We start from the raw sequence: 17424 nt of genomic DNA on the forward strand, positions 1-17424 counted from the left end.
ATGCGCGTTCTTTTGCTGGGCGGCACCACAGAAGCCAGTCTGATGGCGCGTCTTCTGGCGCAGGCCGGCGTGGATGCCATATTTTCCTACGCCGGCAGAACCGCTGCCCCACGTCAGCAACCTCTGCCTGTGCGCGTTGGTGGGTTTGGCGGCCCGGAAGGGTTGGCGGCTTATCTGCGCGACACAGGCATAACTCGTGTAATTGACGCGACCCATCCTTTTGCTGCCCAGATGAGCAAACACGCAATTACTGCCTGTGCTAAAGTTGACGTTCCTCTGCTTGCGTTTGAGCGCGCCCCCTGGATACCGAAGCAGGGAGATAACTGGCTTACGGTGCCAGACGTGGTCAATGCTGTTGCAGCCTTGCCCGTTATGCCCGCCAAGGTCTTTCTGGCTATCGGTAAACAGTTGATCCGTGTGTTTGCTACGCGCCCACAGCATGAATATCTGCTGCGTCTGGTTGACTCCCCAGAGGCTCCGCTGCCGTTGGCCAATGCGAATGTCGTTATTGCGCGTGGCCCGTTTACGGAGGAAGGCGACACGGCTCTTATGCAACACCATTGCATAACCCATGTTGTTGCAAAAAATGCTGGCGGCATGGGCGCCCGTGCCAAGCTTGACGCGGCGCGGGCATTGGGTTTGCCCGTCATTCTGATCGATCGGCCTGTTATGCCGCCGCGTGTCATTGCCCGCACGCCAGAGGACGTTATGAAGTGGCTGGGTCATCCTGCATGCCTTGGTGTATAAACATACCGCCCGATAGACCGTGTTGAGGCATTCCCTAGCAGAACCACCGTACGCATGTCGGCCATTTCAGGACGCGCTTCTCCCAGTGTTGTTGCCCTGATCTGTTCCTGAGGAGTGGTGACAGCACGCGCAAACAGAATAATCCGTTCCGGCCCGCACTCTTCCCTTAGAATATCAAGCGTTTGCGTGAATTGATGCGGACGGCTTGCAGAGCGCGGATTATAAAACGCCATTGCAAAATCTGCTTGTGCTGCAAGACGGAGCCTTCGCTCAACAATGGCCCAAGGCTTGAGATTATCCGAAAGATTTATGGCACAAAAATCATGACCAAGCGGTGCGCCTATCTTGGCGGCGGCCGCCAACATCGCGGTGATACCCGGTAAAATACGAACGTCTACCTTAGACAGATGTGGGGCACGTTCCATGGCTTCGAATACTGCGGCAGCCATGGCGAAAACGCCGGGATCACCTGACGACACAACCACAACTTTACGACCTGAAGCGGCCATTTCCAGTGCGTGCGTAGCGCGCTCCAGTTCAACGCGGTTGTCCGTAGCGTGCAGCGTCAGCCCCTCACGTTCAGCAATGCGCGCTACATAGGGAATATAGCCCACCACATCCGTCGCTTCAGCAAGGGCAACGGTCACTTCTGGCGTTATGAGCGCTTCATCGCCGGGCCCGAGCCCGGCAACAATCAAGGTTCCTGTCATTGCGCGGCCTTTTTTTCAAAGTCAGGCCTGCGCCCCTGTCCATGCACCAGCACCGTTGCAAAATAAGGGCAATTGTTAGGATCTGCGTCTGCCAGACGGATAATCTTCTGGTTCGGCATGGTGCCACGTTCAACCAGCCAAGCGTCATGCAGACGGCCGGCCTGCATCAGCGCACGACAGATCTTGGGAAGATTTCTACCCGTTTTCATGACCACCAGCGCATCGGCAGTCTGCATGTGTTCTACCAGATCCCGCTCCAGCATTGTGCCGGTCAACACTGTCAGGACGTCATCCCCCCATGTCATGGGAGTGCCAATGGCGTTCCAGCAGCCTGTCATGCCGGTAATACCGGGGATGACCTCAATCGCGGCACGGTCTTGCAAACGAATATGCAGATGCATGAAGGAGCCATAAAAAAACGGGTCTCCTTCGCACAGAATCACCACTTCATGCTTACATCCCAGATCAGCCAGCCTGTCAGCCCACCTGTCATAAAACTCTGCCAGCGCATGACGATACGCTACGCTGGCCACCGGAAGTTCAGTCGTGACGGGATATTCCATCGGATATTCCATCGCGTCTGGCATCAGCATGCCGTCAACAATCTGCCGCGCCTGTCCCCTGTGACCCGCCTTATGAAAATATGCGATATGTCGGGCAGAACGGATCACACGATCAGCTCTTACACTTAGCAGGTCTGGTGCTCCGGGCCCCAAGCCTGCACAGATAATTTTACCAGCCATCTGCTTATTCCGCTCGACTGGCCAAGGCGTTGACTGCCGCCACGGTCATTGCCGATCCACCCAGCCGTCCACGCACGGTCAAAAAAGATAGATCAGGCGTTGTAGCAAGAGCCTCCTTTGATTCCGCCGCTCCAACAAAACCCACCGGGCAACCAATAATGGCCGCAGGACGCGGGCAGGAGGGATCTTCCAGCATATTGAGCAAATGAAAGAGGGCGGTAGGGGCATTCCCTATCGCCACCACCGCTCCCGCCAGATGAGGGCGCCACAGCTCCAGTGCTGCCGCCGAACGCGTATTATTCATTTGTGAGGCAAGAGCAGGAATGGAGGGATCATGCAATGTGCAGAGAACGGCATTATCCGCCGGGAGACGGGCGCGGGTGATACCTTCGCTAACCATACGGGCATCACACAGAACAGGGGCTCCTGCTTCAAGTGCAGCGCGTGCGGTGACGGCCATCTTGGGCGAAAAAACCAGATACTCCTCAAGACCAACCATTCCAGCCGCATGAATCATTCTTACAGCAACCCGTTCTTCTTCTGGGCTGAACCGCGCCAGATTGGCTTCCTTACGAATGATAGCGAAGGAGTGACGGTAAATAACCGAACCATTGGTTTCATAGGAATAGGGCATCAGGGTCTTCTAATAGCATTGCAGGAGAGAACGTACGTTCATAGGATGCAGCGCAGGCATTCCCGTTTCGGACAAGAGCAAAACCACGTTCCTGAGCGACAAGTGTCACAGACGCTGCATTCGGATGGGCACACCCTTTTGAGCAGCCAGAGATATGCAGGCTCTGCCCCTGCGGCACGTAAGGGGCCAAAGCATGGGCCAAGTGACGCGTAGGCAGCAAGGCCTGAGAACAACCGGGGGCACCTGTGCAGGCGGCCACACGCAGCAACGGATCATTTTGGCTGGTAATGATATCATTCAAGGCCGGTGCTTGTGTCTGCCCCTCCAGCAGCAACATACGCCACGGAGTGAGACGCAAAGGAGAGTGTGTGGCAAGCGCTCCAAGTGTGACTGCTTGTAGCTGCCCAAACGCGAAACCAACCAGCACACCGGCAGAAGAAACATGAGGAACCGGCTGAGGTATTTTTCTATGCGAAGCCTCTTTCATAACCGTAAAGGCAGAGGGTAGGACAGCGCCGTCGGCTAGATGTGCGGCCATGCGAGTGCGCCCGCCCGTGGTCACAAACCATTCAGCGAGGGAAATAGCTGTTTGGACCAAACTATCCGGCGTGACATGCGCTCCGGTATCTGCTCCATCGGGACGACAAAGGAGCATGCCGTTCGTGTCGCGTTCAATCCGAATATCTGCCGAAACGGCGCGCAGCACAGGGAAGGGGCCCGTATCAAGAGCAAATCCAAACTTGCCGGGCAGGCGGAACCCCTGTTGTCCCTGCAATGCTTTGGCCAGTCCTTCGGCTAGTTCTGCTGTACCGTCCCCGTTTTCCCAATAGGGCGTCACAATACAATTGCGCCTCGCCTCTGCTTCGGGTGTGGGATCAATCAGATTGAGTTCTTTTAGGCCAGTTATCAGCCGATCATAAGTCTGGTCGGTTACACCACGAATAGTCAGTGTTGCGCGAGCGGATAAATCAATAAGCCCATTGCCACACTGGTCAGCCAGATAGGCAATACCAGCAGCCTGCGTTTGCGTCAGACGCCCGATCAGGGGCTTCACACGCACGAGAAGTCCATCGCCCGACAGCATGGGGCGCAGTCCCCCTGGGCACCATCCTTTCACGATCAGCGTGCTCATGGTGTGCCCTGCAGGCTGGCTGCAATGATGTTGCTTCGCGTGTTCCACAAACCTGCCTCAGCAAGGGCATGAAAACGCTCGCGTATAGCAGTTAGTGCTCCCGGATTTTCCTGCGCCATAAACGCTACCAGATCATCCCGGCCTAACGTGGCCTGATAATAAATATCAAAGAGGTGAACTGGCACGTCACGGGTCAAATTTGCAAAGGCAGCCAGATTATCAAGCGTTGCGGCAATTTCCGCCGCCCCCCGAAAGCCATGACGCATCATGCCATTGGCCCACTGCGGATTACCGGCACGGGCTCGAACAACTCTGGCAATCTCTTCACGCAGCAGGCGGGCACGCGGTGTTTGTGGCTGTGTGGCGTCGATATGATACAGAGTGGGGGCTACATTGCCTATGTGGGCCATGGCAGCAGCGGGACCAGCTTTATGGGCCGCATAGTCGGATGAAAGAAGAAGGTCCGTTTCGGCAAGATCCTGAACATGGACAACACTATCCGTTGAAGATAGTCGTTTTTCCAATGCGGCTCGGTCCTGATATATGTTTCCGTTGGCTGCAATGGCCCATTCAGAGGCACTCAGCCATGCCTCTCCCGCAGCATTGCGACCGTCCTCACTATAGTTTTCCAGCACTCCCTCCATGGCCAGCCCGTAGCTTCCCGGCCGGGGGCCAAAAACACGAGGGCCGCGCATCCGGTAAGGATTTTCAGCCTCCGGTTCGTCTCGTTCTGCCAATGCGGCGGTCGCGACTTCAAACATCTGCGCCAGACCGGGAAAGACATCTCTGAACAGCCCTGACACGCGCAGCGTGACATCAATACGTGGACGGCCCAGAAGGGCAGGGGGCAAAATTTCAAAACCCGCAACACGATCCGAACCCGCATCCCATTGCGGGGCAAGCCCGGCCAGATGGAGCGCCATGGCAAATTCCTCACCAGCGGTGCGCATGGTGGCAGAACCCCACAGATCAACAACCAGCCCTTGCGGCCAGTCCCCATGATCTTGCAAATGGCGACGTAGCAATTCCTCAGCCAAACGCACGCCCTGCGCATGCGCAACACGGCTTGGCACGCTCCTTGGGTCAATTGCATACAGGTTACGGCCAGTAGGCAGAACATCGGCCCGCCCCCGATGGGGAGATCCTGATGGGCCCGGTGCAACCTGACGGCCCGCCAACGCCGTCAGCAGACCTTCACGTTCGCCGAAGCCTTGGCCATAGATATGCAGGCCATCACCAAACTGACTTTCCTTTATGTCGCATACAAAGCGATCAATGCGCACGATTGCTTCTGCTGCGGCTGCGTTGGCCGGAAGGCCTAGATCCTGCTCCACTCGACTGGCCCGCGCCTCCGCCCGTATCGCGCTTATCAGCCTGTCACGACGTGCCGGGTCTAGGCCTTCAGCCGTGGAATATTCGTCAAGTAAGCGTTCCAGCCGTAGCAGTCCCTCCGGCAGGGAACTGGATCGTTGAGGAGGAGGAAGATGGCCAAGTGTTACGGCTCCAATCCGTCGCTTGGCCTGCGCTGCTTCTCCCGGGTCATTGACAATGAAGGGATAGATAACAGGAAGTGAGCCGATCAGCGCTTCCGGCCAACAGGTGCTGGAGAGTGCGACAGCCTTGCCCGGTAACCATTCCAGCGTGCCATGTGCACCCATATGCACCAGCGCATGCACACCCTGAGCCCTTAACCACAAATAGAAAGCGACGTAAGAATGTCGGGGGACGCGTGTCAGGTCGTGATAGTCGTTTTCCCGTTGGCATAAACTCCCGCGTTCCGGTTGCAGGGCCACGAAGATTGCACCCAAACGAACCGCCGGAAAATGGAATGCACCACCCTGCACCAGGGGATCATCTTTAGCGTCTCCCCATGAGGCTTTCAGGTCACGTTGCAATTCTGACGGCAAGCCGCTCAACGCGGTGTAGTAGGCCTCCAGAGGCCAGGTCTGCTTAGTCTGCTGAAGGACCTGAGCCAACGGGGGTATCTTTGAAGATGCGGCGTACCCTGCCTGCCGCAGAGCGACTAGAATAGCGTCTGTTGAAGCCAGTCCATCCAATCCTACTGCGTGAGCCAACTGCTCCGGCCGTCCGGGATAAGTTGAAAGCACAATCGCAAGTGTTTGCTGCGCCAGAGGCGTTGAGCCGAGTCTGTGCCACGCGGTAACGCGATCTGCCACAGCCGCAATACGGTTGGCATCAGCCCGATGCACGACACGGGAAAACTGAAGGTCAGAATCTTGTTCTTCAACAGCTTTAAAACTGATGACACCCGCGAATATACGCCCATCCACTTCGGGCAGGACAACATGCATGGCAAGATCAGCCGGAGAAAGGCCGCGCTCGGCTCTTGCCCAATCCTGTTGTCTTGCCGTGGAGAGCGCAACCTGAAAAACCAGACATCCCGTTGCATCAAGAGGTGAACGTCCATCTTCGCCCCGGGCAGAAAAGGCTGTCGCATTGATGATAAGTGCCGCAGCGTTTTCACGGAGGGTCTTGTCTATCCAGTGGGCCGCCTGAGGATGCTTGAGGGAAGAGGCAAACAGCCCCATTGCGTGAAAACCCCGTTCGCGCAATGCCTTGATCAGCGCGTCAACGGGCTCTGTATCCGCAGCGGTTAAATAAGCGCGATAAAACGTCACCACAGCCAACGGGGCAGCGCTGCGCGAAACGCACGAGACAACGCCTACATCCGGGTCATACCAACCTGCATCAGGTATGACCCGGGGGGGGACATCGCACCTAGCTTTCAGGCCAGCCGCCACAGCCAAGTGAGCAAGAACTGACTGTGCAGCCTCGGCTCCGCCTATGTCACACAGGGTTGTCACTTCATGCAGGACGCTTTCAGACACAGTGGAGCAGGCAGACAGGCTTGGATCCGCCCGTCCGTCTGCCGCGAGCACGGCAAGAGCAATATTTTTTTCGCGCGCCAGTTGTTCAACCTGCGTCAGCCCATACTGCCAATAACTGGCACCGCCAATCAGGCGAATTAAGATCCCTTTGGCCTGAACAAGAGTGCTTTCAATATAGGTATCTACCGAGAGCGGATGCCGTAAGGCCGCAAGATTGGCCAGCCTTAAGGAGGGGAGACCTCCTTTGGAAGCATGCCACCCGGCAGCAAACGCACCAAGATCACTATCAGAAAAGGAGAGCACCACTAAATCCGCCGGACTCTGCCCCAGATCGACAGGCGTTTCCGTCTCTTCCAGACCGTGCTTTTCTCGGAAGATCACATGCATGCGGGTCAGCCCTTCCGGGGCGTCTGTCCTGTCAGCATGGCACGGATTGCAGCAGCATCAACGTGATCATGCTCCGCGATCACCACAAGGCGCGTTCGCCGGGCTTCCTTACCCCAAGGACGATCATACTGCGTGCGCACACGTTCTCCCACACCTTGCAACACCATCCGCATCGGCTTCCCGACAACGGCGACGTAGCCTTTCACACGCAGGATATGCTGAGTGCGGGCAAGCGAGCGTACCGCGTCAACCAAGGCAGCAGGATCGGTGACTTCCGGTAGATCAATCACCACGCTGTCAAAGTCTTCATGCTCGTGGTCGTCTTCGCCATCATGGTGAGATGGCCGTGCAGCCAGATCGTTCTCAGCCTGGGCATTGAGGCCAAGAACAACCTGCGGATCAATCGTTCCATCCTTGATTGGAATAATGGGCAGGGTACGCGAAGTAAGCGAATTGATCATATCCCGTGCGCGGTTAAGGCAGGTCTCATCGACCAGATCGGCCTTGGTAAGGAGGACAAGGTCGGCACAGGCAAGCTGGTCTTCAAACACCTCAGCCAGAGGTGTGTCATGGTCCAAGCTATCGTCGGCTTGCCGCTGTGCATCCACCGCCTCTGTGTCTGGAGCAAAACGCCCCTCGGCTACCGCCTCTGCATCGGCCAGCGTGATAACGCCATCTACCGTGATACGAGAACGGATAGTAGGCCAGTCAAACGCCTTCAATAACGGTTTGGGGAGTGCCAGACCGGATGTTTCTATCAGAATGTGGTCGGGCCGTTCGGGAAGCGCCATAAGCCGTTCGACCGTAGGAATAAAATCATCTGCCACCGTGCAACAAATACAGCCATTTGCCAGTTCAAGAATATTTTCGGCAGGACAGTTTTCATCGGCGCAGGATTTGAGAATTTCTCCATCTACCCCCAACGTCCCGAATTCATTGACCAGAACAGCTAACCGTCGCCCTTGAGGATGACTCATGAGGTGGCGAATCAAGGTGGTCTTACCTGCGCCTAGAAAGCCGGTAATGATGGTTACCGGAATTTTTTCAAGGGTACTCTGGCCTGTTCCGACGTGTGGCATGGCTGTCATCTCAATTCTCCTGCGGAGGAAGGCGGGCAAGACTTTGTTTGCGAAATATCTGTGGGCGTTGCCGCCAGGGCACCAGACCATCAGGTGTAGCGGCATAGGCTTCCGCCCCGGCAAGAATGTCAGGGACATCCTGTTCCGTCAGCCTGCCATATACGTAGCTCCATCGGCCAGAAGCACTTAAGGCAATCACACACCCATTGTTGCAGGCGGAGAGACATTCCACAGGAATGATTTCCAGGCCGGAGGGTAGGCTTTGGGAGGTAAGAAGGGTATAAAGACGTCTTCCCGGCACCGGCTGCCCTTCCACTACGGGCTCACCCGCACGGCACGTTGTGCAAACAAAGAGTTTTGCGGTCATGACCCAGCCTTGCTTGCAACCTGGGGCACCACGGGCGGAACTCTAGCTGTCAAGGGCAGCAAGAAACGTCCAACCGGTTGCAGCACACCCCGGCTGCCCGTTGAATAGTCTGCTGGCAGGTCTCCCGGCTTGCGGAATCAGGGTTTCCCCAACGATCACCCGCCTTCCCGACGATTGGTCAGTGGCATAGAGCGATCTTTCCGGTCACGGTCGCGGGGGCGGCTGTGCTTGTAGCTCCCTTTGATCAGGAGCCTTGTCACATTCCCTCTTAGCCGCTTTACAGACGTATCTATGAAGCGGAACCAACGTGCAACGCTGTTGCGGCAAAGTGCCGATCATGTCAAGCGATGGAGCAATCATGGCTCCATCCACGGTCATACGGTTTTCCAGTCACCGCCCTTATATATCCATTAAATACAATAGCTTGAGGGGTATGGATTGATCTTCCTACTGCAATCGCAGTCTCATTCCGAAGAAAATCTTTGCGCCGTTGCCATCCGATTGTAACGGAGACGTTTGCTGTTCATGATCTCCTTTAAATGAACAGGAAAGCGGTCTGGTAGCGGGCCGTATTAAAGCCATGGCTCCCAGTAAAGCGTCAGTTCCGTTGGAAATTGAAGTGAAGTTTCTTTTCCCATCTAATGCATATCCTTTGCTTGAGAATACCATTGCATTAAAAGCCGCAGGAACGGCACCTGCTCAGATGCATCAGGTAACAGCCTATTATGATACACCAGAGCTTGACCTGTTGCAGGTCGGCTTCTCTCTGCGGGTCAGACAGACCGGTGGGCAGTATGTTCAGACCTTGAAAACTCAGCAGAGCAAACGTCAGTTGAATTTCCATCGCAAAGAATGGGAATGGCATGTGACTTCAGAACAACCTGACCTTGATCTGCTTTCAGGCACGCCTTTACGGAACTGGAGGAAGGATTTCAGAGGAAAACTGGCTCCGGTCTGGACGACCGACATTCGCAGAACAGTCCATACGTTTGAACATAACGGGGCATTAGTGGAATGTTCCCTTGATGACGGAGTCCTTCGGAGCGGAGAGAAGGCTACTGATCTTCAGGAACTAGAACTGGAGCTCAAAAGGGGGCCAGTGACAGCTCTTTATGATCTTGCTTTAAAAGTTATGGCTGATAATCCGCTCCGCCTGGGCGTTCTCTCAAAGGCAGAAAGAGGATATTTCCTACTAACGGGATCGGCGCCCCCTTCGAAAAAAACAAAATTTCAAAACTTAAGCCGGAAAATTACCTTGCTCGGAGGGTTTCGGAGTTTGGCGAGAACAGGCCTGAACGGAATAATACTGAATCTGCCTGCTGTAGAACAAAGCGAGATGGAGGGCATCCATCAGATGCGGGTCGCAATCCGTCAGGTTCGGACGATCCTGCGCTTGTTCGCCCATTATGAGGACGATCATACTCTTAAGCATTTCCAGAAAGAGTTGCGTCGTATCGGACGCTTACTGGGCAAGGCGCGTGATTGGGATGTATTTTGTCAGGATACGCTTCCAAACATGTTAATGGAAATTGCTGACAGTAGCCTTAAAAAAATTCTGATTGATATCGCACAAGAAGAAAGAAGAAAATCTCATGAGTTATTACATCAGGAACTAAAGTCCAAACCGTTAACAATCTTGATAATTTCACTTTCGGCGTGGATAGAAGGTCACCCCCTCCTTGGCAAAAAAATGTTCCTGAGAACACCTTTGCACACTCTTGTTCCAGACCTTCTTAAACCGCTTGATCATAAAATAACAAAACAGGGAAGCTATATCCGCCGCCTATCAGCAGAAGAACTTCACACTCTTAGAAAAACCTTAAAAAAACTGCGTTATAGTGCAAGCTATTTTTCCAATTTTTACGCTAGAAAAAACGTAAAACCGTACATGGATCATTGTAAAAAACAGCAACACTATCTTGGAGAAATCAACGATACAGCTATCGCCGACACTTTATTAAAAGAGATAGGAAAAACACATACTAAAATCTATTCAATCGTCTCTTCAGTCAGAAGCCTGAATAAAAAACGCAGAAAAGCGGCATTGCATGCCCTTGAGCATGCCTGGAAAAAATTTAGAGACACGAAACCTTTCTGGGCATAATGTTAATTTCTTTCAAAAAAAATCTATGTTTTTCTCTATTTATAAAAAATGCCGGGGTTTTTCCCCGGCATTTTTGTGTGTTGACGTCGTTTTAGAAATCGACGCTTGCACTGCCCATGACCATGAAGGGGGCTGCGATGGAGTAGGTGCTGCTGCCTCCCTTGATCTTGGTGCCATACACGCCGGTGGTGGCCAGAGCGTTGGCGGCGGTGCCGTTCACATAGCCAAGATAGTGGCGGTCCGTGATGTTGCGCAGGTTCAGGCGCAGGGTGGGAGATTTCATGATCCCCCAGTCCTTGAAGCGGTAACCGGCATTGACGTTCATGGTCAGATAGCCCGGAATATGCTGGTCATTGTTGAAGGTGGAATACTGCTTGGCGATGTATTTCAGGCCGTATCCCGCAAAGAAGTGCCCGTCATCGTAATCAAGATTGAAGGCCAGTGAGTATTTGGGGGTCTGCGGCGCAAACTTGCCCTTGCTGAATACATAGTCGCTTCCGCTGCCGGCGGCCACGTTGCTGTCTGTGCGGGCGTTGATGTATTCCGCCGAAAAATACGGACGCAGGTGGTAGAGGATGGGACGGGTGCCCACTTCAACATCCACACCATCAGCATGGGAGTTCCCGCCATTGATGCTCTGGCTGTAATAGTCGCCATTGGCCATGGTGACGGTCTGCTGATACAGGCGGTTGGTGAAGTTGTAGTGGAAATAGGTGATGGAGCTCATCACCAGCGGTCCCTGATAACGCCAGCCGAATTCTTCAGAAATGGAGATTTCGGGCTTCATGTTGGCGTTGGCATGGGTGGAATAGCCGCTGCCCGCATAATAGGCGCCGGAATCATAGAGTGACGTATTCATGGGAATACGGAAGTTTGTGGTTGAAGACGCAAACAGCTGGTTTTCGTCATTGATCTTGAAGCGGATGGAGGCGGCGGGCAGGGGCTGCTGCCAGGAGCCATTGATATAGGGCCCCGTTGAGGTGTCTGGCAGGAAGTTGTGGCCCTGCCGGTTGACGACCGTATATTTCAGGCCCGCTTCCAGCGTCAGACGGTTGTGCAGAAGCGAAAGACTGTCCGCAATGAACATGGTGTGAATGCGCGTCTGGGTCAGCGTGTCACGATACTGTGCCGTCTGCCCGTTGGCGAGCACCAGGTTGGGGCCGCCACCCAGAAGATCTTCAGGTTTGCCGGTAGCATAATCGATCAGGCTGTAGGGACCTGTCTGGATCTGCTTGGAATATTCAAACCAGTACCCGATGGACAGACGGTTGATACCCGTATGCAGGGACAGCTTGGTGACCGCGCCGGGGCGGTAGGTCTGCGTGTTTGACGGATTATACAGCAGCAGAGAACTGGTGTTGGACGCATTGTAGGGACCAATGGAGCCCGTCATGGCCTGGGACCCGTACTGCTGCTTTGTCAGGCTTTCACTGTAGGCGCCGCCGCCATTGCCGTTACCATACCAGAAATAGGGGGTTTCGGTCAGGGTCAGGTTGTCGGTCAGGGTGAAGGTGGAGGGCGCACTGGCGTAGATGTTGGTGAAGGGGTTGCGGTGCAACTGATAATAGTTGGAGCTGGGGTTTTTAGGATCCCATTTTGAGGCGTAGGCATTGTGAATGCCCTTCTGCTGCCACGTATCCATATAGGTGGTGGGGAACAGCACGCCCGTTGACTGGTTGCCCACCAGAGAGAAGGAGATCTTGTTGCCTTTGCCCCATTCGCTGACCCATTTTGTCTCACCGTGCAGCTTGTTCTGGCCGCCCGGACCGCGCCAGGACTGCTCGACAGCATCAGAGAAAGATACATAGCCGCGCACATTGGTGTGGCCGACATAACCCGTATCAAGACGGCCGAAAATACGGCGGGCGTTATAGTTGCCGTAGGAGCCGACAATCTTGCCGCCCAGACGCTCCTTGGGGTCCAGCAGATACATGTTCACCGCACCACCCGTGGCGCTGATGTGCGGGCTGTCGAGATCGGCGGAGCCCTGTTCCACATTGATGGTGCGCAGGTTTTCCGGATCGACGATTTCCTGCGGATAAACGGCATAGTTGCCGATATCGTTGATGGGGAAGCCTTCCAGCGTGAAGCCGATCTGGCTTTCGGTCAGGCCGCGCATGCTGACATGGCCGCCGGAAAGTCCCATCGGGTCGGTGGAGGTGGTATTCACGCCTGGCAGCATTTCAATAAGCTGCATGGGGTTCAGGCCGGGGGCCTGTTTCTGGATGAATTCGGATGTGACGGTGGAGCGTGACTTGGCCGCGTCTTCCTTGATCATCAGACCGCCGCCCACTGACCGATGCCGCGCCCCTTTTACATCAAGGTTCTCAGGCGCCTGATCCGTCGGCGCTGTCGACCCCATCATCGATGGCTGAGAAGAAGACGCAGCCGCTACTGCCGGTTTGACAGACCGCGCCTGCGGCTTGGTGGAAGAGGAAGGGCTCAGCGTATCTGCGGCAAACGCATTTGCAAAAGGTAGTGTTGCAAAGCCGATTAACGCGGATGTGGCCAAAAATTTCTGCATGCTGGGCTCGGGTTCCATAGAACGAATGTTTTAACGCGGCCCCTCCTTACACTTGAAAAAACAGGACTTTTTTTAAAGTTTTATGACACGCCCCTATAGCATTGGGGTGTGGTGCCTTTTTACCACACAACAGTTCTCTACCGTAACATTGTGGAAAATAAAACAACCTCAATGAAGAGGAAGCATGATAACTTCCCCACAATTACCGCTTATTATGGAAATTAATTATATATTATTCACACCGTTATTATATTAAATATGCCTGCATTATGGTTATTGCTTCATGAAAACATCTTTTTTAATTGGCTTTTTAGGACTATATATTCTGATTATCTGCAATGAGTAGCCAATCCAACATCACGGCATGCTTTAAAAGCTGCTTTTCCCAAATACGTGCCGAGAAACGCGAAACAATGTTTCCCTAAGCCAACGATGAATGGGATCCATATCACGCCGCGGATGCCACGCCTGAAAAGCTTCCACATTAGGAAGAGAGAGGGGGAACTCAAACGACGCCAACGAAAGTGCATCAAGCGATATATGATCAATGACAATGCTCGGCAACGCGAGAATAAGATCCGTATTTTTCATACTTTCAATCATGCAGTGATAGTTGGGCACCACCATGGGAACATTGCGGGTGAGACCGAACTGATTGCGCAATACCCAATCAATAGGCCCATGTGCCCGTCCGCGACGAGAGACACTGATATAATCATAACGCACCATGCTTTCGGGCGTGACCGGGGCATCCAGAATAGGATGCCCTTTACGAACCAACCCCTGCATACGGTCCCGGAAGAGTGTCTGGCGCCGGATTTCAGGCTTCATCAATTCCGTTGCGCCAATGTAGAGGTCAATACCACCTTCACGTAAGGGATCGGATGCGGCTGTTTCAATCTCCGGTGCCCAGATGACTTCACTGCTGGGGCAGTCTTTTTTCAATGCCTGCAATAAGGGCAGTGCAAGTGCTGCCACAACAAGATCATTCGCGCGGATGGTAAATGTGGGGCTCATGTTCGCCAGATTGGCCAGCGCACGGGTTTGGATCAGCGTATCTGCGTTCTGCACCAGTTCCTGAACGCGCCCCAGAATACCGGATGCAAACGTGGACGGGATCATCCGCCGTCCTGCCTGAACCAGAATGGGGTCAGCAAAGACTTTCCGCAGCTTTGCCAGTTGGCGGCTCATGGCAGGTTCGCTGACTTTCAGGCGACGCGCCGCGAGAGAAACGCTTTTCTCTTCAACAAGCACCTGAAGATAACGCAGGAGGTCGAGATCGTAACCTTTCATCCTTTCAGAAATAGACGTTGCCAGATGGAATGACCAGAACTTTCCCTTCCGAAAATCGAAGTCGTCGCTTTCCGGAAATAGGGGTTGTCCTGCCATTTAAGGTCAGGAACATGTGGCTCCATGAATACTGTCACTCCAGCACAGGCTGCTGGTGAGCCGATCATCCATGCGGCACCACCACGGCCTTCATATATTCCGCCTTTTGGCCTGCGCACAATCATTGGTTGTCTGGGCATGCTGCTTGCCGTGCATGTTGCTGGTTTTAATGAGCATGTAACGGAAATCGGGCTTTCTGACATTCGTGGCGCCATGCATATCGGCCACGATGAAGGAACCTGGGTTATCGCCATTTATGAGGCCTTCAATATTGCCGCCATGGCTTTTACGCCATGGTTCTACATGACGTTTTCCATCTACCGTTTCTCCATCTTCATGACGGCAATCATGGCGTTGTTTTCCATTCCCGCGCCATTCATGCCGGATGTGACGTCGCTGTGTATTCTCCGTGCCTTTCAGGGCTTGGCTGGCGGATGCCTACCGCCTGTGTTGATGACCGTCATGCTGAAATATCTCCCCCCTGAGATCCGGGTATTCGGCATTGGTGGGTATGCGATGAGCGCCACTTTCGGGCCTAACCTTGGATTGCCACTGGAGGCCTTCTGGTTCGAACATGTTGGCTGGCATTGGCTTTATTGGGAGATCATTCCCACCGCAGCACTTGCAATCGCGATGATGGCCTACGGCCTGCCGCGTGACCCCATGCATTTTGAACGGTTCCAGAAATTCAACTGGTTCGGTCTGCTTGTCGGTCTGCCAGCCATCTGCTCGCTGGTGATTGTTTTGTATCAGGGCGACCGCCTGGATTGGTTCCGCTCTCCCATTATTACTGATCTGGCATTGTGGGGGGGAGCAGCGTTCATCGTATTTGTCATCAACGAGGCGTTTCATCCCAGCCCTTATTTCCGTATTCAGTACTGGCGTTCGCGCAACATTCAGGCAGCCTTGCTTTCACTTGTCGGCATTCTCGCCATCTGCGCTATTATGGGCGACATTCCAGCCACTTATCTGGAAGCGGTACGTGGATATCGACCTATACAGGCGGCGCCGGTTTCTTTGGTAGTTGCGTTGCCACAGCTTATCATGCTCCCGCTGATTGCTGCCATCTGCAACAGCCGAAAAGTGGATTGCCGTTTCGTGCTCGCTGGCGGAATGTGTTGTCTGGCAACAGCCGCGTGGCTTGGAACATGGCTCACCGTAGATTGGGTGAGGGATAATTTTTACCCCATCCAGATCCTTCAGGTTTTTGGCCAGCCAATGACCGTCATCCCGACACTTATGCTGGCCACCATGGCTATGGGGCCAGCGGATGGTCCATTTATTTCGGGCATGGTGAACATGCTTAAGGGCTTGGCCAATGCTGTTGCCTTTGCCCTGTTTGCAGCACTCAGCCGTCGGCGCGAGCAGTATCATTCCACCATGTTGCTTGATCATCATGGCACTCACGGTCTTGCCTTGCAGGGCATGGGTGATCCCATCAACCAGCAGCTTTCCGCCACATCACCTGATAGCACGCATGTAGCCCACAACACGCTGCAGGTCTTCCACACCTATGTCCATGAGCAATCTCTCGTTCTGGCTCTGAACGATATCTACTATCTGCTGATCTGGGTGTGTCTTGGTTATGCCGCCATGAACCTTGTTCTGCCACGCCGGGTCTATCCTCCGCGTGCGCCATCCCCAACCACCCCAGCACGCTAATCCGGAATTACCGATCATGATTTACAAAAAACCACTTCTTTATGCCGGTTGCGCCGCCGGTGTGCTTGCTCTCCTTGCCTGGGGCGGCACACGGTTGATCAACGGTGACGGCATAAATCAATATACCAACGATGCCTATGTCACAGCGGATTTTCCTACTGTTGCCCCTAAGGTATCGGGACGTATTGACCGGGTGATCGCGCAGGATAACGAGCAGGTTCACGTCGGCGAAGAACTTGCTCATATTGAGGACGATGACTACCGTGCGGCCCTTGACGTGGCGAGAGGCAATGTTCTTGCGGCACAGGGTGATGTTGCCAATCTGGAAGCTGAAATATCCCGGCAGGATTCTGTTATCGCGCAAGCGCGCGCCGCTGTACAGGCCGATGAGGCGGAACTGACGTTTGCTCGCCAGAACGCAACCCGATATCGCAATCTGTCGTCTGGCGGGGCAGGAACCATCGAACAGAAGCAGCATTCGGAAGCGCAGGAAAGAGAAGCACAAGCAGCGATTGCCCGGGATCAGGCAGCGGTTGATGCCTCCATCCGGCAGGTAGCTGTTTTGAAAGCACAACTTGAACGGGCACGAGGTGTTCTTCTGCGCGCGCAGGGCGACGCGAAGCAGGCCGAACTGAACCTTTCCTATTGCACCATTCCGGCACCCATTGACGGCGTGGTTGGCGAACGTGGGGTACGCGTAGGGAATTATGTGCATCCGGGCACAGGTATTCTGGCCGTTGTCCCCACACATGCCGCTTACGTTCTGGCCAACTTTCAGGAAACACAATTGACGAAAGTCAAGACAGGCCAGCGCGCGACCATCTGGGTGGATACATTTCCCGGGCAACCGCTTAAAGCTCATGTTGACTCACTTGCTCCGGCAACGGGTGTGGCGTTTGCACCCATTCAACCAGACAATGCAACCGGGAATTTTACCAAGGTAGTGCAGCGTATCCCTGTCAAACTGACTTTTGATCCCGGCCAACCCCTTGCCGAAAAAGTACGCGTGGGGATGTCGGTTGAGGCAAATATTGATACGGCTTCTTCCCCTGAAGGGGCGCATGCCAATGACAGCCGTTATGTCTGGCAGTAAGATG

13 protein-coding genes and 1 riboswitch are annotated in these 17424 nt (G+C 54.2%); of the genes, 4 read left to right on the plus strand and 9 right to left on the minus strand.

The features are described 5' to 3' along the window. The gene (locus tag ASN_RS16450; protein ID WP_058988851.1) at positions 1–747 is read left to right on the plus strand and encodes a cobalt-precorrin-6A reductase; all 747 of its coding nucleotides are present in this window, start codon (positions 1–3) and stop codon (positions 745–747) included. On the opposite strand, the gene cobJ is transcribed toward ASN_RS16450, so the two are convergent. Genes cobJ through ASN_RS16485 form a run of 7 tightly spaced genes read right to left on the minus strand, consistent with a single transcriptional unit; the run spans position 723 to position 8648 of the window. Further along, a complete protein-coding gene (gene cobJ, locus ASN_RS16455) occupies positions 723–1457 on the minus strand; it encodes a precorrin-3B C(17)-methyltransferase (protein WP_006557183.1) in 735 nt (244 codons plus the stop codon). The two genes, ASN_RS16450 and cobJ, sit on opposite strands and share 25 nt — an antisense overlap. Next, the gene (locus ASN_RS16460) at positions 1454–2200 is read right to left on the minus strand and encodes a precorrin-2 C(20)-methyltransferase (RefSeq protein ID WP_058988852.1); all 747 of its coding nucleotides are present in this window, start codon (positions 2198–2200) and stop codon (positions 1454–1456) included. Before ASN_RS16460 ends, cobJ begins: the two co-directional genes overlap by 4 nt. A gap of 4 nt (positions 2201–2204) precedes the next feature. After that, complete coding sequence (locus ASN_RS16465) at positions 2205–2834, minus strand: precorrin-8X methylmutase (RefSeq protein ID WP_058988853.1); 630 nt, start codon at positions 2832–2834, stop codon at positions 2205–2207. Next, on the minus strand, positions 2818–3966 hold the full coding sequence (cobG, locus tag ASN_RS16470) for a precorrin-3B synthase (protein ID WP_082666746.1): 1149 nt from the start codon (positions 3964–3966) through the stop codon (positions 2818–2820). Before cobG ends, ASN_RS16465 begins: the two co-directional genes overlap by 17 nt. Then, positions 3963–7202, minus strand: coding sequence for a cobaltochelatase subunit CobN (gene cobN / locus ASN_RS16475; protein ID WP_058988854.1), 3240 nt, complete (start codon positions 7200–7202; stop codon positions 3963–3965). The genes cobG and cobN overlap by 4 nt, the downstream gene beginning before the upstream one ends. Positions 7203–7207: 5 nt before the next feature. Then, the gene (cobW, locus tag ASN_RS16480; RefSeq protein ID WP_082666747.1) at positions 7208–8290 is read right to left on the minus strand and encodes a cobalamin biosynthesis protein CobW; all 1083 of its coding nucleotides are present in this window, start codon (positions 8288–8290) and stop codon (positions 7208–7210) included. Between the two features lies 1 nt (position 8291). Then, on the minus strand, positions 8292–8648 hold the full coding sequence (locus ASN_RS16485; RefSeq protein WP_058988855.1) for a DUF1636 family protein: 357 nt from the start codon (positions 8646–8648) through the stop codon (positions 8292–8294). Between the two features lie 97 nt (positions 8649–8745). After that, a riboswitch (cobalamin riboswitch) is annotated at positions 8746–8970 on the minus strand. 258 nt (positions 8971–9228) lie between these two features. Between ASN_RS16485 and ASN_RS16490 the strand changes: the two genes are divergently transcribed. Beyond that, positions 9229–10752 (plus strand): CYTH and CHAD domain-containing protein, encoded by a 1524-nt coding sequence (locus ASN_RS16490; protein WP_058988856.1) that lies wholly within the window; start codon positions 9229–9231, stop codon positions 10750–10752. A gap of 91 nt (positions 10753–10843) precedes the next feature. On the opposite strand, the gene ASN_RS16495 is transcribed toward ASN_RS16490, so the two are convergent. Both ASN_RS16495 and ASN_RS16500 read right to left on the minus strand, forming a co-directional pair. Beyond that, positions 10844–13117, minus strand: coding sequence for a TonB-dependent receptor (locus ASN_RS16495; RefSeq protein ID WP_407922306.1), 2274 nt, complete (start codon positions 13115–13117; stop codon positions 10844–10846). Positions 13118–13645: 528 nt separating this feature from the next. After that, on the minus strand, positions 13646–14569 hold the full coding sequence (locus tag ASN_RS16500) for a LysR family transcriptional regulator (RefSeq protein WP_058988858.1): 924 nt from the start codon (positions 14567–14569) through the stop codon (positions 13646–13648). Between the two features lie 120 nt (positions 14570–14689). Between ASN_RS16500 and ASN_RS16505 the strand changes: the two genes are divergently transcribed. Both ASN_RS16505 and ASN_RS16510 read left to right on the plus strand, forming a co-directional pair. After that, a complete protein-coding gene (locus ASN_RS16505; RefSeq protein ID WP_058988859.1) occupies positions 14690–16327 on the plus strand; it encodes an MFS transporter in 1638 nt (545 codons plus the stop codon). A 16-nt stretch (positions 16328–16343) separates the two neighbouring features. Continuing rightward, complete coding sequence (locus tag ASN_RS16510; RefSeq protein WP_058988860.1) at positions 16344–17420, plus strand: HlyD family secretion protein; 1077 nt, start codon at positions 16344–16346, stop codon at positions 17418–17420. Positions 17421–17424 lie beyond the last annotated feature (4 nt).

The sequence above is a fragment of the Acetobacter senegalensis genome (genome assembly GCF_001499615.1).
Taxonomy (GTDB): Bacteria; Pseudomonadota; Alphaproteobacteria; order Acetobacterales; family Acetobacteraceae; genus Acetobacter; species Acetobacter senegalensis.

Coding starts and splice junctions, on each gene's coding strand:
- ASN_RS16490 (WP_058988856.1), top strand. CDS start 9,229: ATGGCTCCCAGTAAAGCGTCAGTTCCGTTGGAAATTGAAGTGAAGTTT.
- ASN_RS16505 (WP_058988859.1), top strand. CDS start 14,690: ATGAATACTGTCACTCCAGCACAGGCTGCTGGTGAGCCGATCATCCAT.
- ASN_RS16495 (WP_407922306.1), bottom strand. CDS start 13,117: ATGATGGGGTCGACAGCGCCGACGGATCAGGCGCCTGAGAACCTTGAT.
- cobN (WP_058988854.1), bottom strand. CDS start 7,202: ATGCATGTGATCTTCCGAGAAAAGCACGGTCTGGAAGAGACGGAAACG.
- ASN_RS16500 (WP_058988858.1), bottom strand. CDS start 14,569: ATGAAAGGTTACGATCTCGACCTCCTGCGTTATCTTCAGGTGCTTGTT.
- cobG (WP_082666746.1), bottom strand. CDS start 3,966: ATGAGCACGCTGATCGTGAAAGGATGGTGCCCAGGGGGACTGCGCCCC.
- cobW (WP_082666747.1), bottom strand. CDS start 8,290: ATGACAGCCATGCCACACGTCGGAACAGGCCAGAGTACCCTTGAAAAA.
- ASN_RS16450 (WP_058988851.1), top strand. CDS start 1: ATGCGCGTTCTTTTGCTGGGCGGCACCACAGAAGCCAGTCTGATGGCG.
- ASN_RS16510 (WP_058988860.1), top strand. CDS start 16,344: ATGATTTACAAAAAACCACTTCTTTATGCCGGTTGCGCCGCCGGTGTG.
- ASN_RS16485 (WP_058988855.1), bottom strand. CDS start 8,648: ATGACCGCAAAACTCTTTGTTTGCACAACGTGCCGTGCGGGTGAGCCC.
- ASN_RS16465 (WP_058988853.1), bottom strand. CDS start 2,834: ATGCCCTATTCCTATGAAACCAATGGTTCGGTTATTTACCGTCACTCC.
- ASN_RS16460 (WP_058988852.1), bottom strand. CDS start 2,200: ATGGCTGGTAAAATTATCTGTGCAGGCTTGGGGCCCGGAGCACCAGAC.
- cobJ (WP_006557183.1), bottom strand. CDS start 1,457: ATGACAGGAACCTTGATTGTTGCCGGGCTCGGGCCCGGCGATGAAGCG.